Annotated in this window: 16 protein-coding genes and 1 pseudogene; 14 read left to right on the plus strand and 3 right to left on the minus strand. The window is 63.6% G+C overall.

All coding sequences use genetic code 11. From position 1 onward, the window contains the following. The first annotated feature begins 49 nt into the window (after positions 1-49). From ACH9L7_RS16795 to ACH9L7_RS16860, 14 genes are all read left to right on the plus strand, one after another. Positions 50-625 carry a hypothetical protein gene (locus tag ACH9L7_RS16795; RefSeq protein ID WP_396613592.1) on the plus strand — a complete coding sequence of 192 codons (576 nt, stop codon included), beginning with the start codon at positions 50-52 and terminating at the stop codon, positions 623-625. After that, complete coding sequence (locus tag ACH9L7_RS16800; protein ID WP_396613593.1) at positions 625-1284, plus strand: ubiquinol-cytochrome c reductase iron-sulfur subunit; 660 nt, start codon at positions 625-627, stop codon at positions 1282-1284. Before ACH9L7_RS16795 ends, ACH9L7_RS16800 begins: the two co-directional genes overlap by 1 nt. Continuing rightward, positions 1284-2732, plus strand: coding sequence for a cytochrome bc complex cytochrome b subunit (locus tag ACH9L7_RS16805; RefSeq protein WP_396613594.1), 1449 nt, complete (start codon positions 1284-1286; stop codon positions 2730-2732). Before ACH9L7_RS16800 ends, ACH9L7_RS16805 begins: the two co-directional genes overlap by 1 nt. Next, on the plus strand, positions 2725-2937 hold the full coding sequence (locus ACH9L7_RS16810) for a hypothetical protein (RefSeq protein WP_396613595.1): 213 nt from the start codon (positions 2725-2727) through the stop codon (positions 2935-2937). The genes ACH9L7_RS16805 and ACH9L7_RS16810 overlap by 8 nt, the downstream gene beginning before the upstream one ends. Further along, positions 2934-5879 (plus strand): molybdopterin-dependent oxidoreductase, encoded by a 2946-nt coding sequence (locus ACH9L7_RS16815; RefSeq protein ID WP_396613596.1) that lies wholly within the window; start codon positions 2934-2936, stop codon positions 5877-5879. Before ACH9L7_RS16810 ends, ACH9L7_RS16815 begins: the two co-directional genes overlap by 4 nt. Then, positions 5876-6940, plus strand: a complete 1065-nt coding sequence (locus tag ACH9L7_RS16820; RefSeq protein WP_396613597.1) for a 4Fe-4S dicluster domain-containing protein — start codon at positions 5876-5878, stop codon at positions 6938-6940. The genes ACH9L7_RS16815 and ACH9L7_RS16820 overlap by 4 nt, the downstream gene beginning before the upstream one ends. Then, positions 6933-7760 (plus strand): ethylbenzene dehydrogenase-related protein, encoded by an 828-nt coding sequence (locus tag ACH9L7_RS16825; RefSeq protein ID WP_396613598.1) that lies wholly within the window; start codon positions 6933-6935, stop codon positions 7758-7760. The genes ACH9L7_RS16820 and ACH9L7_RS16825 overlap by 8 nt, the downstream gene beginning before the upstream one ends. Positions 7761-7770: 10 nt before the next feature. Next, on the plus strand, positions 7771-8508 hold the full coding sequence (locus tag ACH9L7_RS16830) for a molecular chaperone TorD family protein (protein ID WP_396613599.1): 738 nt from the start codon (positions 7771-7773) through the stop codon (positions 8506-8508). Further along, positions 8505-9404 (plus strand): hypothetical protein, encoded by a 900-nt coding sequence (locus ACH9L7_RS16835; protein WP_396613600.1) that lies wholly within the window; start codon positions 8505-8507, stop codon positions 9402-9404. The genes ACH9L7_RS16830 and ACH9L7_RS16835 overlap by 4 nt, the downstream gene beginning before the upstream one ends. Then, positions 9401-10231: a HEAT repeat domain-containing protein gene (locus tag ACH9L7_RS16840; RefSeq protein ID WP_396613601.1), complete on the plus strand. Its 831-nt coding sequence runs from the start codon at positions 9401-9403 to the stop codon at positions 10229-10231. Before ACH9L7_RS16835 ends, ACH9L7_RS16840 begins: the two co-directional genes overlap by 4 nt. Before the next feature lie 30 nt (positions 10232-10261). After that, a complete protein-coding gene (locus ACH9L7_RS16845) occupies positions 10262-11545 on the plus strand; it encodes a P-loop NTPase (protein ID WP_396613602.1) in 1284 nt (427 codons plus the stop codon). 8 nt (positions 11546-11553) lie between these two features. After that, positions 11554-12057, plus strand: coding sequence for a molybdopterin-dependent oxidoreductase (locus tag ACH9L7_RS16850; RefSeq protein WP_396613603.1), 504 nt, complete (start codon positions 11554-11556; stop codon positions 12055-12057). Next, positions 12054-12701 (plus strand): molybdenum cofactor guanylyltransferase, encoded by a 648-nt coding sequence (locus ACH9L7_RS16855; RefSeq protein ID WP_396613604.1) that lies wholly within the window; start codon positions 12054-12056, stop codon positions 12699-12701. The genes ACH9L7_RS16850 and ACH9L7_RS16855 overlap by 4 nt, the downstream gene beginning before the upstream one ends. A gap of 215 nt (positions 12702-12916) precedes the next feature. Then, positions 12917-14131: a hypothetical protein gene (locus ACH9L7_RS16860; RefSeq protein WP_396613605.1), complete on the plus strand. Its 1215-nt coding sequence runs from the start codon at positions 12917-12919 to the stop codon at positions 14129-14131. Between the two features lie 74 nt (positions 14132-14205). Here ACH9L7_RS16860 and ACH9L7_RS16865 read toward each other — a convergent pair whose 3' ends face one another. The 3 genes and pseudogenes from ACH9L7_RS16865 to ACH9L7_RS16875 all read right to left on the minus strand — a co-directional run. Next, positions 14206-14439, minus strand: coding sequence for a DUF2249 domain-containing protein (locus tag ACH9L7_RS16865; protein WP_396613606.1), 234 nt, complete (start codon positions 14437-14439; stop codon positions 14206-14208). Between the two features lie 49 nt (positions 14440-14488). Next, a complete protein-coding gene (locus tag ACH9L7_RS16870) occupies positions 14489-14716 on the minus strand; it encodes a DUF2249 domain-containing protein (protein WP_396613607.1) in 228 nt (75 codons plus the stop codon). A 243-nt stretch (positions 14717-14959) separates the two neighbouring features. Continuing rightward, positions 14960-15177 (minus strand): annotated as a pseudogene (locus ACH9L7_RS16875) (IS5/IS1182 family transposase); the annotation flags it as partial. Positions 15178-15239: the final 62 nt, after the last annotated feature.

Raw genomic sequence — 15239 nt, forward strand, 5'->3', positions numbered from 1 at the left:
GACCCGCCGGGAGCAACCACCGACGGGTCAGGAAACGGGGTGAGAACCCGTGAGGCGCGAGACGATAGTCGTACTGCTACTCGTCGTCGCCGTGCTCCTCCCGATGTGGTACGTCGCGCTACACGGCGAACCACCGAGCGAGCAAATCGAAATCGACCAGAGCGTCACCGAGATGCGACCGCTTCAGGAAATCGTCGATACGCCGGAGAAACTCGCCCCGAGTCAAGTCGGCGTCATCGTCTGGGTCGCGTTGTTCGGACTGGTTGCCGTCCTGACCGCAGTCCACCGATTCATGGACTCAGCGGTGCGGAGCAACCGCCCGACCGATGAGGCGGTCGCCGACGGTGGACAGGTCGGGGTACCGTGGTTCTGGACCGATGACCGATGGGTCGTCGAGTACCGCGACGCCACAGACGCCATGGAAGGAATCGTCGCGATGGGCGGGCTAACGATACTCGCTATCGTCTTCGCCGCGCTGTTCACCGGCGAGTACCTCACGCTCGCGCGGACGCAGTACTTCGGCGTCTACGCGATGGGGATGTTCGTCTCGTTGGCCTTGCTCACCGTCTCGTACTACGCGTGGTTCCTCCCCCACGTCGAAGTCGCAGAACGGAGGGGACACTGATGAAATCTGAACACACGGGAGCCGAGTCGAGCGACTGTGACGGCTGTTGTACCGACTGCACCGACGACGAGTCTGGAGGCTTTCACCCGAGCATCTTCAGCGACACGCGCGCGATGGCCCGGCGCGACTACGCCAAACTCCTCGCCAGCGTCGGCGGACTGACCGCAGTTGCGAGCCTCACCGCGCCACTGGCAGGGTTGACGCGCGTGTTCGAACGCGAGTACACCGGTCCAGTGTACTCTGACGGCATCTATCTCGTCGACGGCGACGGGGAGCGAATCGAAGAGACCGCGCTCTCGGAAGGCGAGCTAATGACGGTGTTTCCCGAACCCCGACCGGGAATCGAGAAAGCACCGACCCTTCTCGTCCGACACGCTGAAGACGCCTACAGCGACGCCGTGAAAAAAGAGTACATGGTGGCGGGCTACACGGCTTACTCGAAGGTCTGTACGCACGCTGGCTGTATGGTATCGAAGGAAGAAGAGGGGACGCTCGTGTGCCCGTGTCATTTCGGGAAATTCGACCCGACCGACGGTGCAGCAGTCGTCGGCGGGCCACCGTCGCGGGAACTTCCGCAACTTCCGATTACCGTCTCCAGCGAGGGGTATCTCATCGCAACGGGCGACTTCAACGGGCCGGTCGGCCCGGGGGGTGAATGATGTCCCGAATCGACCGCCTCGCCGAGCAGACCGGGGACGCAGGAAATCGCGCTTACGACTGGATGGACGCCCGGTTCGACCTCGACACCGGCCGCCAGTTCCTCGGCAAAGCCTTCCCTGCGGAGGATTCGTTCCTCCTCGGCGAGGTTGCGCTGTTTTGCTTCCTGCTTCTCGTCCTCACGGGGATGTTCCTCGGGATGTTCTTCGAGCCATCGACGAGTGACGTGAAGTACGAAGGAAGCGTCGAGAAGTTCCAAGGCGAAGAAGTTCCGGAAGCCTTTGCGAGCGTCCTCCACATCACCTACGACATCCCGTTCGGGATGTTCATCCGGCGGATGCACCACTGGGCGGCCCACCTGTTCGTCGCCTCTATCGGGTTGCACATGCTCAGGGTGTTTTTCACCGGGGCGTATCGCAACCCGCGTGAACCGAACTGGGTCGTCGGCACCGCCCTCGCCGGTCTCTCGATGGGCGCGGCCTACACTGGCTACGCCCTCCCGTTCGACGAGTTCGCCGCGACAGCGACGGGAATCGGGTACAACCTCGCCACGTCGATACCGCTGGTGGGAGAGGTCGTCGGGAAGGCGTTCTTCGGCGGAGAGTTCCCGTCGAGTGCGACCATCCCGCGGTTGTACTTCCTCCACGTACTCGTCATCCCCATCACCATCGGGGTGTTGCTTGCGATTCACATGGCGATTCTCGTCCGCCAGAAGCACACCGAAGCACCCCGCGAAGAGGACGTTCACGGACTCTCCCCGGATGGCACGCGGGTCCCGGACGGTGCAGCAGCGGGCGACGGTGGTTCTGAATCCGTGCTCCCGAAGGACGACGACAGCGTCGTCGTCGGTCTGCCAGCCTTTCCGAACCAGACGGCCGTGAGTGCGGTCGTCTTCTTCCTGACGCTGGCGACCCTCTCGGCACTGGCAGGGTTCCTCCCGGTTCACAACATCGCGGAGTACGGCCCGAACAACCCCGCAGGAACGCCGGAACTCATCATGCCGGACTGGTTCCTGATGTGGGTCTACGGTCTCTTGAAGCTCCTGCCATCGTGGATGAGCTTCACGATTCCACTCGTTCACATCCACGTCTCGACGGAGTTCGTCGGCGGCGTGTTGCTCCCGACGCTCGTGTTCGGCGCCATCGCCGTGTGGCCCTTCATCGACTACCACGACAAGGCAGTCCACTTCACTGCCGACCCGCTGGAGCGGTCGTGGCAAACGGCGGTCGGCGTCGCCGCGATTCAGTTCATCATGATTGCGTCCATCGCGGGAATGAACAACCTCCTCGCACGGGCGCTCGGCGTCGGAACGGGTGTCATCAACCCGATTTTGACCGTCGCGCTGTTTGTCGTCCCAATCGGGTCCGGGCTGCTCATGTACCGGATTCTGGAGAACGGCAGCGAACAGACACAGACGAAGGCACAGCCCAAGGAGGCCGACGATGACTGACACCGACACCGGGGTTGCCCCGACGCGCGGCGTCGAACTGTCGGCACAGACGTATCGCCACCTCGACCGCGCGAGCAAACTCCTCGGAGTCGGACTCGTCGCTCTCGGACTCGACATGGGCGGCGACACGGTCTTCGGAGTCGCACTCGGCCTCCTCGGCGCGGCACTGGCACTGACGACAGTCTTCCTTCAGATAGAGAAATGAGTCGAAATAACGCATCCCACGACGGCGAGACGCCAGGCGAATCAGCAGCAGACCAATCGAACGACACTCCAGAGGTCGGCGACCCACCCGGCGACCCGGCGACGTCCGACGGGCTCGTCTCCCGACGGAACTTCCTCGAAGGCATCGGCATCGCGTCGCTGCTCGGCATCGGGAGTTCGGCCGCGTCCGACGACAGCCTGTTCCAGATGGGCGGGCTGAAGCCGGTGGACGACCCCATCGGTAACTACCCGTACCGCGAGTGGGAAGACCTCTACCGCGACAAGTGGGACTGGGACTCAGTCTCCCGCTCGACCCACAGCGTCAACTGTACCGGGAGTTGCTCGTGGAACGTCTACGTGAAAAACGGCCAAGTCTGGCGCGAAGAACAGGCTGGCGACTATCCGCGCTTCGACGAGAGCCTCCCGGACCCGAATCCCCGCGGCTGTCAGAAAGGTGCCTGCTACACCGACTACGTTAACGCAGACCAGCGAATCAAACACCCGCTCAAGCGCGTCGGCGAGCGCGGCGAAGGCAAATGGAAACGCATCTCGTGGGACGAAGCGCTCACCGAGATTGCAGAGCACGTCGTCGACGAAGTCGAAGCCGGACGGTACGACGCCATCAGCGGCTTCACGCCGATTCCGGCGATGAGCCCGGTGTCGTTCGCCAGCGGTTCTCGACTCGTCAACCTGCTCGGCGGGGTCAGCCACTCGTTCTACGACTGGTACTCCGACCTGCCGCCGGGACAACCAATCACGTGGGGTACCCAGACGGACAACGCCGAGAGCGCCGACTGGTACAACTCGGACTACATCATCGCGTGGGGGTCGAACATCAACGTCACGCGCATCCCCGACGCCAAGTACTTCCTCGAATCGGGGTACAACGGGACCAAGCGCGTCGGTATCTTCACCGACTACTCCCAGACGGCCATCCACACCGACGAGTGGCTCAGTCCCGATTCCGGGACCGACACGGCGCTCGCACTCGGGATGGCACAGACCATCGTCGAGGAGGGCCTGTACGACGAAGCCCACCTCAAAGAGCAGACGGATATGCCCCTCTTAGTCCGACAGGACACCGGGAAGTTCCTTCGGGCCAGCGAGGTTCCGTCTGTCAACTCCAACGCGGACCGGCCAGAGTGGATGATGCTCATGCTCGATTCGTCGGGTCGCCTCCGCGAAGCGCCGGGGTCGCTCGGCGAGCGTAACGGGCAGAAGGACTACTCCAAGAGCATCCAACTGGACTTCGACCCGCAACTCGACGGCGAAACGACGGTCCGAACCGAAGACGGAAACGTTCGCGTCCGGACCGTCTGGGCGGAACTCAAAGACGAACTGGCGACGTGGGACCCCGAGACGGTCCACGAAGAAACCGGCGTCGGAAAAGAGACCTACCAGCAAGTCGCCCGCGAGTTCGCCGAGGCGGACAGGGCGAAGATTATCCAGGGGAAAGGCGTCAACGACTGGTACCACAACGACCTGGGGAACCGCGCGCTCCAGTTGCTCGTCACTCTCACCGGCAACCTCGGCGAGCAGGGAACCGGCCTCGACCACTACGTCGGCCAGGAGAAGATTTGGACGTTCCACGGCTGGAAGACGCTCTCGTTCCCGACCGGAAAGGTCCGAGGCGTGCCGACGACGCTGTGGACTTACTACCACGCCGGTATCCTCGACAACACCGACCCCGACACCGCCGCCAAGATTCGCGAGTCCATCGACAAGGGCTGGATGCCGGTCTACCCCGAAGAGCGCGAAGACGGCACTCGGCCCGACCCGACGACGATGTTCGTCTGGCGCGGCAATTACTTCAACCAAGCTAAGGGCAACGTCGCCGTCGAAGAGAAACTCTGGCCGAAACTCGACCTCGTCGTCGACATCAACTTCCGGATGGACTCGACGGCGCTGTACTCGGACATCGTGTTGCCGACGGCGAGCCACTACGAGAAGTACGACCTGTCGATGACGGACATGCACACCTACGTGCACCCCTTCACGCCCGCGGTCGAACCGCTGGGCGAGTCGAAGACCGACTGGCAAATCTTCCGCGAACTCGCCGCGAAGATTCAGGAAGTCGCCACCGACCGCGGCGTCGAACCCATCCAAGACAGGAAATTCGACCGCGAAATCGACCTCCAGTCCATCTACGACGACTTCGTCCGCGACTGGGAGACCGGCGAGGAAGGCGCACTCGCCGAGGACCGCGCCGCCTGTGAGTACATCCTCGAACACTCCGAGGAGTCGAATCCGGCAGATAGCGACGAGCAGATTACGTTCGCCGACACGATTGAACAGCCGCAGCGACTCCTCGAAGCGGGCGGCCACTGGACCTCCGATATCGAAGACGGCGAGGCGTACGCCCCGTGGAAGGACTTCGTACAGGACAAAAACCCGTGGCCGACCGTCACCGGCAGACAGCAGTACTACATCGACCACGACTGGTTCCTCGAACTCGGCGAGCAGTTGCCGACCCACAAGGAGGGACCGGAGAACACCGGTGGCGACTACCCGATGGAGTACAACACGCCCCACGGTCGGTGGGCGATTCACTCGACGTGGCGGGACAACGAGAAACTGCTGCGCCTCCAGCGCGGTGAACCACTGCTGTACCTCCACCCTGAAGACGCGAAGGAACGCGGCATCGAAGACGGCGATACCGTCGAGGTGTTCAACGACCTTGCAGAGGTCAAACTGCAGGCGAAAATCTACCCGAGCAGTCAGCGCGGGACGGCCCGGATGTACTTCGCGTGGGAACGGTTCCAGTTCGAGGACGACACCGACTTCAACTCGCTCGTCCCGATGTACATGAAGCCAACGCAACTGGTGCAGTATCCCGAAGACACGGGCGAACACCTGCACTTCTTCCCCAACTACTGGGGTCCGACGGGCGTCAACAGCGACGTTCGGGTCGACGTGCGGAAGTCCGGAGGTGACGACCAATGAGCGCCGATAACGACACCACCGCCGAGCAGGTCGACCTCGCTGAGGGCGTCGACCACCAGGTCGCCATGGTGATGGACCTGAACAAGTGCATCGGCTGTCAGACGTGTACGGTCGCGTGCAAGTCGCTGTGGACCGAAGGCGGCGGCCGCGACTACATGTACTGGAACAACGTCGAGACCAAACCCGGAAAGGGATACCCACGAGATTGGGAAAATTCGGGCGGTGGCTGGAAGTCCAGCGAGCACAACGAGCGCAAGCCCGGCGAGATACCCAGTCAAGAGGACTACGGCGAAGCCTGGGCGTTCAACCACGAGGAGATACTGTACAACGGGAGCGACCGCCCGCTCCGTCCCGACAGTAACCCCGAGTGGGGGCCGAACTGGGACGAAGACCAGGGCGCTGGCGAGTACCCCAACTCGTATTACTTCTACCTCCCGCGCATCTGCAACCACTGTACGCACCCCTCGTGTGTAGAGGCCTGCCCACGCAAGGCTATCTACAAGCGCGAAGAGGACGGTATCGTCCTCATCGATCAGGAGCGCTGCCGCGGCTACCGCTACTGCGTCGAGGGCTGTCCGTACAAGAAGGTGTACTACAACGCGACGCAGAAAACGTCCGAGAAGTGCATCTTCTGTTACCCCCGTATCGAAGGGGAAGGCCCAGACAGCGAGACGTTCGCGCCAGCCTGCGCGGAAGACTGCCCGCCGCAACTCCGACTCGTCGGGTTCCTCGACGACGAGCAGGGACCCATCCACAAACTCGTCAAGGAGTACGAGGTTGCGCTGCCGCTGCACCCGGAATACCAGACGCAACCGAACGTCTACTACATCCCGCCGTTTGCGCCGCCGCAACACTCCGAAGACGGTGAGTCAGTAGACGTCGACCGCATCCCGCGGAACTACCTCGAAGAACTGTTCGGCGACCGCGTCCACGACGCCCTCGACACCATCGAAAAGGAGCGCGAGAAAGTCAACCGCGGCGGTGAAAGCGAACTGCTCGATATGCTGACCGACACGAATCCGGCCCGGAAGTTCCGATTGGAGGTGTTTGACGATGAGTAAGGAACAGGGTAAAAAGCGAACCGTTGCGGTCGCAACTACCGTCATCGTCTGTCTGGTACTGCTCGCGGCATCGGTCGGCCCGGCGATGGTGTCGGCCCGCCCCGCGAATCAGATTCCGGTCGAATCGGTCTCGGCCGACGCACAGCCACAGGACCCGACCAGTGAGGCGTGGGACACGGTTCCAGCCGTCGGCGTCCCGATGGCCAGCGCACCCAGTGGCGTCCCGAACGCCAGCGACACCTCTGTCGAGTCGCTTCGCGTGCAGTCCGCCCGGACCGACGAGCGACTGTACCTCCGTCTCTCGTGGGCGGACGGGACCGCCGACCGAAACGTCTCGGGTCCACAGCGGTTCGCTGACGCCGTCGCCGTGCAGGTTCCGGTCAACACCAGCGCGCGGCCCCCGATTTCGATGGGGAGCGACCGAAACCTCGTGAACGTCTGGTACTGGAGTGCCGACGGTAAGACCGAGGAACTGCTCGCTGGCGGCCCCGGAACGACGACGAAATTCGAGGAGTCGGCCGTCGAGACGACCACATCCTACGACGACGGTCGCTGGACCGTCGTCATGTCGCGCGAGATTCAGTCGGACGCCGAGAACCGGACCTCGTTCGCCGTCGAAAACGACGTCGACGTTGCGTTCGCGGTGTGGAACGGGTCGGAGATGGAGCGTTCGGGTCGGAAGTCCGTCAGCGAGTGGTACCACTTCCCGTTCGGTCCCGGCCCGCAGGGGCCGCCGTACGAGTCGATTCTGTGGACCATCGCCGGACTCGCCATCGTCGGCGTCGCGCTGGTGACGGTGCAGGCGGTCCAGAAAAACTGAGGAGAGAACGATGACGACAACACCAGATTCACACGACAAATCGGCCGACTCCGACGCGGGGATACAGGCGACCGACCAGTTCGACCCCCGGGAAATCGACCAGCAGGCCGTCGCTCGGGCGGGCGTGTACACAGCCGTGGCAACGCTCCTCGACGAACCCGACGAGTCGGTCTACGCTCGCCTCGCATCCGGCGATATCGACGCGACGATTCGGACCCTGCTCGACTCGACCGGACTGGATGTCGAACCCCCGGACCTGACCGTCGAAGTCGACCACGACACGCTCTGTGCGCGGTTCAACGACCTGTTCACCGTCGGCTACGCGGAATACACCGACCGAACCGATGGGTCGCTCGACAGCGAGGGCCCACGGGTCTCGCTGTACGAAACCTCCTATCGACCCGAAGCGGCGTGGAACGACGTGAACCTCGACTTGGCGCGGGCGTACGACTACTTCGGCCTCGAAATCGACCAGTCGGTGCGGGACAACCACGACTACCTCCCGTATCAGTTGGAGTTCGCGGGCTACCTCGCACGGTTGGAAGCGTCGGGGACGGCCGAAACCGCTCGGGCGCGACTCGACCTCCACGACCGACACCTCCACGTGGTCGCGGGCGGCCTCACAGAACGGATGGACGAATTACCGGTCGATGGACTGTACAGTGAACTCGCCGTGTTCATCGAGCGGTTCGTCACCGCCGACCAGCAGGCGCTCGCCGAGCGATTCGAGGGAGGTGGCGACACGTGAGTAGTCGCCGCGTCGACGAAGCGGCAGACGCCGCAGGCCTCCTGACGACGGCGACTAGCAAAGTCGGAGACGAGTTCGGTGTTCCAGTGCGGACACTCGCTGGACTCTTCGGGTTGCTGCCGGTCGCTGTAACGACCCTGTACCACGTCGCGCACAACACGCCGGACGGACTTCCGAGCGGCGTCCCCGAGTTCGTGGCACTCTGGTACCCGTTCGCCATCGTCGGACCCGCAACAGCGGCGTTCCTGCTCGCAACAGACGCCGAAGCGACCGAAGAACGCGTCGGCCTGACGTTCCTCGGCGGGTTCGGACTAATCGCACTCGCCTCACCGAATGCGTGGATTCCCGCCGTCATCGGGACCACCGTCGGCGGGAGTGTGGTTGTCTGGAGTCGACTGTCTCGACTGCACCGCGACGGTGAGTGGGATGCACTCAGAGGAGTCGCACCGACGGCCCTCCTTATCGGAGGCGCGGCACTGTCGCTGGCTGCGACCGCCGGGGTTGCATCCACGACGCTCCGCCCGCTTGGGTCGGGCGTTGCACTGCTCGCTCTCGGCATGACGCCGGCCCTCACGGGATGGGACCGAACGAGCCTGTTCGTGGGCGCGGGCGCAGGCCTCCTCACACTCGGCTTTGCGACGAGTACCCCCTACGTTGCAGGGGCGGTGTTGCTCGTGGGCGGTGGCGTCGTCGGCGCACCGCTCGGCCTCGTCGTCCTCGCGGTCGGCGGCGGTGTCGCCGGACTCGTTTCCGGTCTCCGCAACGGGCGGGCAGACCTCGCTCTCGGCGCGGCACTGCTCCTCGCGGCTGGCGTGCCCGCAACACTCCTCAGGGCAGCAGGCGTACTCGTCGCCGTCGCCCTGTTCGCAACCGCATCACGAGGTGAGACTGTATGAGAGACGAAGAGGAAGCCACCGACGGACCGCCAGACCCACAACTGCACCCGGAGCGTAGCCCGGGATTCGGAGAAAGCCCCGCAGGTCTCGAAGACATCGAAGTCGACCGTGACGTGACCATCGGCGACGCATCACTGGCGGAACTCGCGGCCAGCGACATCGAGCCGGTCGAAACCGATGCCGTGACGGACCTCCTCGAAACGCTCGCCGGAGACGACGTTATCGAACGTCGTCGCGCCGCGCTGGCGCTCGCGGAGCGAGACACAGACGAATCTATCGTTCGTGCCCTGAGCGCCGCGGCGACGACCGACGAGGATGCCGACGTTCGTCAGTTCGCCGTCGAGGCGCTGGCAAAACATCGCGGCCCGCTCGCGGCGGAGACAGCACTGGCGCTGACCGACGACCCCGACCCGTGGGTCCGCGCGGAGGCCGTCGTCGCCCTCGACCGACTCGACCGAGAGGCCCACGAAGACGCAATCGAGCGCGCGCTCGACGACGAGCATCACGCAGCGCGTCGGAACGCCATCGTCTCGCTGTTCAAACTCCGCGGAGAGGACGCCCTCTCAGCACTCGTCGGCGCGGCGGACGACCCGAGTGAGCGCGTTCGAGAGTGGGTTGCCCATTTGCTCGGCGGCATCGAAGACGAGCAGGCCAACGAGACGCTAGACCAGTTGGCCGACGACGAGAGCCACATCGTCCGAGAGACCGCAGTCCGTGCGAAGGATGTCGATTCGGGGAGCTTCCGCCGGCAGTTTACCGGCGTCCTCGACGAGTCCGACCGCACGCTGCCGGGTGAAGACGACCTCAACCGGACGCCCGACCTGTGACCACAGAAACTCTAACCAGCCACCCATTTCATGACCAACAACCGACACTCGAAGTCAGATTCTGATGGCGACCCCCCGCTCGAAGACCGCGTCGAGACAGCACTGCGAGCAGTGCGAGACCCGGACGCTGGCGTCAACGTCTTCGAAGCGGGACTAGTCAAGTCGATATCCGTCGATGGAGCGACCGTCACCGTCGAAGCCGCAGTTTCCGAGTTCGACCACAGAAACGCCACAGGAATCATGCGCTCGATGTTGCAGGCGATTCGAGATGTCCCGGCAGTCGAGAGTGCACACGTCGAGCCTGTTGCCCCGTCTTCGGAGGGAAAAGTCGGGGGTGTCTCGGGCTTCGACACGATTATCGCCGTCGCCAGCGCGAAAGGCGGCGTCGGGAAATCGACTGTCTCGACCGCCCTCGCCTGCGCGCTCGCGTCGGACCGACCAACCGGCCTGTTCGACGCCGACATCCACGGGCCGAATGTGCCGTCACTACTCGACGTGTCCGGTCCCATCCATTCCGACGACGAGGGCAACCCACTGCCCGTCAGAGCCACCGGGTCTGATGCGACACTCGACGTGATGAGCGTCGGCCTGATGGAAGACGGCGCGCCACTCGCGTGGCGGGGCGCGATGGCCCACGACGCGCTGACGGAACTGTTTACGACCACGGCGTGGCGGGCCGACGACACGCTCGTCCTCGACTTGCCGCCGGGGACCGGCGACGTGGTCTTGACCACGTTGCAGGAGGTGTCGGTCGATGGCGTCGTCGTGGTGACGACGCCGTTCCAGTCGAGTCTCGACGATACAGCGCGGAGCATCGAACTCTTCCGCGACAACGGCGTTCCGGTTCTCGGAGCGGTCGTCAACATGGGCCAGTTCGCCTGCCCCTCGTGCGGTGACACCCACGACCTGTTCCCCGGAAGTTCGCATGAAGAACACCTCGACGCACCCGTACTCGCCGAACTCCCGTTTTCGCCGCGGTTCCAAGAGACGCCCGCGCCCGGTGACGTTGCATCCGAGATGGAAGCCCTCGCGGCCGCCGTCTCCGATGCGGCGGCCACCGCGTGGGACCTTGAGGTGCCCGGCAACGCGGTCGATATTCGCGGTGAAGCGCCGGAGAAACGCCGCGAGCGCGTCGCCGAGCGGTTCACGACGCTAGAGAGTGGCGAGACGTTCACGCTCGTCAGCGACCGCGACCCCTCGCCGGTCAGGGAATTCCTCGGTGGACTCATCGACCGACGACCCGACGAGATAGACGGATTCGAGGTAGAACGGCAGACACCGAACGACTGGGTGTTAACAGCGACGAGACCGTAAGCGAAGCAATGACCCACAACGCCCCTCGAACGGATGAAACCCGCACCGACACCGAGCGCGAAGACCCATCCAGTGTCGCTATCGTCGTCGGCGACGACCGATGCACGCTCACACCGAGTGACTTCGAGTCGTTTTCGACCACCGACTGTGAGTGTACCATCGAGTGCGAATCGGGCACGCGCACGACTGGAACGTGGACGGGGGTGCTACTCGCAGACCTTCTGGACCGCGTCGAGACGCCACCGGAGACGACGCACCTGCGAGTAACGAGTACCGACGGCTACAGCGTCTGCGTGGATATCGTCGCCGCGCTCTCAGCGCTCGTCGCAGTTGCCCGCGATGGCGAACCGCTCAGCACAGACAAGCCCTACGCCACGCGGTTCCTCGGCCCCAACATCGACGGGTCGCGGACGGTCAAAGGCGTCGCCGAAATCGAACCGCTCGCGCTCGATTCGGGCACGGACCCAACCGACCTCGAATCCATGTCGCTAGACGACTCTTCGTACGGATGACGGGACAGCGACCAGTTACGGCTGTCGTCCTCGCTGGAGGACGGAGCAGTCGGTTCGGCGACGACATGAAAGCAACGGCGACTCTCGGCGGAACCGCGCTCGTCGAGCGCGTCGTCGAAGCGGTTCGAACCGCAACCGGACGCAACCCAGTCGTCGCCGCTGGTCCGCCCGAAAAGCGTGCGGTCATCGACGACGTACTCTCGCAACCCGTCCGCTACGCCAGTGACGCCGAGTGGTGTTCCGGGCCGGTGGCTGGCGTCTGCGGGGCGCTCTCGGAAACTTCGACGCCTACACTCTTTCTCTGTGGGTGTGATATGCCACTCCTGTCCTCGCGTGCCGTCTCGTGGCTACTCGACCGTCACGCCGACTCAGACGCCGATGGGACTGTCCCGCTCGACGAGACGGGAGCGCCACAACTACTCCACGGCGTCTACGAGACAGCGGCGCTCGCGGACGCCTGTAACCGACATCCTGACAGACACAGTCTCCGGTCGCTCGTCGCGGCGCTATCGACCGACACGGTGTCACTCGCAGCGACGCCCGACGACATCCCGCTGTCACAATCGGCGATGAACGTGAACACACGGTCGGACCTCGCCGACGCCCGCTTGTGCGTCTCTCCCGACGAATATGTTCGGCGGTGATGCTACCTCCTCCCGCGAGAATCAGTTGAATGGGGTCGGTCACAATCGACGGCCATCGATTACACCAACTCGTACTACCGACACCCGCCGTATCTTTGCGACGCGAACGTGTTCGCGTCGAACGTTTAGCACCCAGTGACACTACTCGTACTGAACATGATGGTCGCTCCTCCAACAGCGACGAAAACAGTCTCCACCGCTGAGCGAGGTGCGCGATGACGGGGGCAGGTCGAAGCCGCTGGTCGCGTCGGTTTATCATCCTCAGCGCCGCGTTTCTCGTCGTCTGGCGAGTCGGGGCGCTCGTCGGGATACCGCGCCGCGCCGAAGTCGCGCTCGCGCTGTTCGGATTCGTCTTCCACATCGTCTTCGGCATGGCGTACCTGCTCGTCCCGTCGTACTTCGGAACTATCCTCGCAACCGACCGCGTTCCGGCGATTCACCTCGCGTTGTCACTCGTCGGAACGGTTCTCTTGGCTGTTGAGGCCCTCCTCGACGTCCCACCGCTCGTTGAGTCGCTTGGCGCGTTCCTGTGGTTTGCGGGTGTCGCCGCGTTTCTCGCCGCGCTCCTGTGGTCGATTCGAACACCCCTCCTCGAAAGCGAGACGGGGACGGCGTCGCACAGAGCGGACCACCGCCGAGTAGACAGACACGCAAACCGCGTTATCCCAATCTCCTTCGCGTACCTCACGGTTGGGTCGTACGAACTGCTCGCCCGCGTGTCGCCGCTTCTGGGGCTTACCGACGGCTATCTGCCGCGAGTCACGCACCTTCTCGCGGCGGGCTTTGTCGTTCTGCTCGTCTTTTCGCTCGGCGTTCGACTCGCACCGCGCTTTCTCGGCGTTCCCGCACCCGTGATACCAACTGTCGTCGTCCTCGTCGCCGGGTCGCTCGGCCCTGGACTCATCGCGTACGGGCTTGGTGGCGGCCCAACGCTGGCTGCCGGGGCTATCGCAGAAACGGTCGCATTCGTCGGGTTCGCCGCGGTGTACCTCAGCATCTATCGCCGCTCGGAGCGGCGGCGGGTCGGGTCCGGTGCGATTCTCGTCGGGGCGATAAGCGGTGTCTCGGGTATCACGATTGGACTCACGATGGCAGCGGGACCGCTAGTCGGCGTCCACCCGTTCGCGTTGGGAACAATTACGACGCACCTCCATCTCAATCTCCTCGGCTTCCTCGGACTCGTCATCGTCGGCTTCGCCGTCCAGTTCTTCCCGCCGACTGCGGGTCGGTTTCGCGGCGCGGACGAACGAACAGCGCGGGTGGTGATTGGCGCGCTCGCGGTCGGACTCGTCCTCTCCGTCGGTGGGCACACACTTGCGGTACCGACCGTCGTCACGCTCGGGAACGGGGTTTCTCTCGTCGGTGCGCTCGGCTACGGCTACGTCCTCACGCGACTGTTAGTAGAAATCGGGTCGCGTCGCGCCGGGTGAGAGCGCGGCGAACCGGGAGAATAGCGTAGTCGTCGGGTGGAGACGACACGGGACAGACGACTCGCTGACTGCGGCTACTTCTTCGGGAACTTGGCGACGAACTCGGTCGGACCGCGCCGCTCGGTGGCGTAATTTTCGGCGTCGAACGCCGGTACTTCGGCTTGCATCTCGTAGAACAGCGGTTTCGGTTCGTGGTCGTTGACGATGACGAGCGTGTCACCGCTTTCGAGTTCGTCGAACGCCTGGTGAATCTTCGGGTGGCGCTGTGCCGGTGGAATCTCGCGAACGTCGAGTTTCGTCTCGGTCATGCGAGCGTACGTTTTGCACCACACCGTGAGGGTATTACCCCGAATATGTTCAGCGAGGAGAGATAGCGACGTGCCACTCGTCAGCGGCGACCTGCGACGTTTCGTAGTCGAAACCGCGAACGTCGAGGACGTTGTAGAGGGGAACGGGTTCGAAACTATTGATGAGCAACACCGATTCGTCGGCGTCCAACTCGTTGATTGCATTCATGATGTCGCCGAACGGTTCGCCGTCGATTTCTCTGGCGTCCAGTGTCTCTACGGTGTGATCCGAGTCCATCGTACGCATACTACAACCACGTCTAGCCAGATAACTGTCTCTTATCCCGATGATGTTCGGAGGGGTCTGGTGAATCGCCATACGGCGGTTGAATTCACCGTGTTGCGGCACGCCTGGCGTTGTGAACGACACGTTTCAAGACGAGTTCGCGAAATTCTCGGTCCCCGGTTCGCGCACGCACGGTGTCGCCGTGCGTGCGCTTGATTGACGAGAGCCGTCGCCTTCAGTGTTTGAACGCGATGATTCGTCTCCGGTCTCGACGAGAATATGTGGCATCCCGCTCAGCAAATCGAGTGCGTCCGGTACGATTCATCGAGGAGAATCCACAGACAATGCAGCGACACGAAGGCGTAATCAGCGAAGCCGCCATCCCCTTCGGGGGCGGCGGCTTCGCCCCGGCCACCAACAACAGTTTTAGCTAACGTGGCCGCTTTGCTCGTGAAGCGAGAGAGCTTGGACAGAGGAATTCAACGTTTCCAGCTTCATCTTCCAAGTTCTCGCGGTCGAAGTCGACGCGGCCTAG

The sequence above is a fragment of the Haloferax sp. S1W genome (assembly GCF_044593955.1).
Classification (GTDB): Archaea; Halobacteriota; Halobacteria; order Halobacteriales; family Haloferacaceae; genus Haloferax.

Bases quoted from the DNA above. Each gene is read 5' to 3' on its own strand.
- ACH9L7_RS16815 (WP_396613596.1), top strand. From the start codon at position 2,934: ATGAGTCGAAATAACGCATCCCACGACGGCGAGACGCCAGGCGAATCA.
- ACH9L7_RS16830 (WP_396613599.1), top strand. From the start codon at position 7,771: ATGACGACAACACCAGATTCACACGACAAATCGGCCGACTCCGACGCG.
- ACH9L7_RS16825 (WP_396613598.1), top strand. From the start codon at position 6,933: ATGAGTAAGGAACAGGGTAAAAAGCGAACCGTTGCGGTCGCAACTACC.
- ACH9L7_RS16820 (WP_396613597.1), top strand. From the start codon at position 5,876: ATGAGCGCCGATAACGACACCACCGCCGAGCAGGTCGACCTCGCTGAG.
- ACH9L7_RS16800 (WP_396613593.1), top strand. From the start codon at position 625: ATGAAATCTGAACACACGGGAGCCGAGTCGAGCGACTGTGACGGCTGT.
- ACH9L7_RS16860 (WP_396613605.1), top strand. From the start codon at position 12,917: ATGACGGGGGCAGGTCGAAGCCGCTGGTCGCGTCGGTTTATCATCCTC.
- ACH9L7_RS16870 (WP_396613607.1), bottom strand. From the start codon at position 14,716: ATGGACTCGGATCACACCGTAGAGACACTGGACGCCAGAGAAATCGAC.
- ACH9L7_RS16855 (WP_396613604.1), top strand. From the start codon at position 12,054: ATGACGGGACAGCGACCAGTTACGGCTGTCGTCCTCGCTGGAGGACGG.
- ACH9L7_RS16845 (WP_396613602.1), top strand. From the start codon at position 10,262: ATGACCAACAACCGACACTCGAAGTCAGATTCTGATGGCGACCCCCCG.
- ACH9L7_RS16865 (WP_396613606.1), bottom strand. From the start codon at position 14,439: ATGACCGAGACGAAACTCGACGTTCGCGAGATTCCACCGGCACAGCGC.
- ACH9L7_RS16810 (WP_396613595.1), top strand. From the start codon at position 2,725: ATGACTGACACCGACACCGGGGTTGCCCCGACGCGCGGCGTCGAACTG.
- ACH9L7_RS16840 (WP_396613601.1), top strand. From the start codon at position 9,401: ATGAGAGACGAAGAGGAAGCCACCGACGGACCGCCAGACCCACAACTG.
- ACH9L7_RS16805 (WP_396613594.1), top strand. From the start codon at position 1,284: ATGTCCCGAATCGACCGCCTCGCCGAGCAGACCGGGGACGCAGGAAAT.
- ACH9L7_RS16850 (WP_396613603.1), top strand. From the start codon at position 11,554: ATGACCCACAACGCCCCTCGAACGGATGAAACCCGCACCGACACCGAG.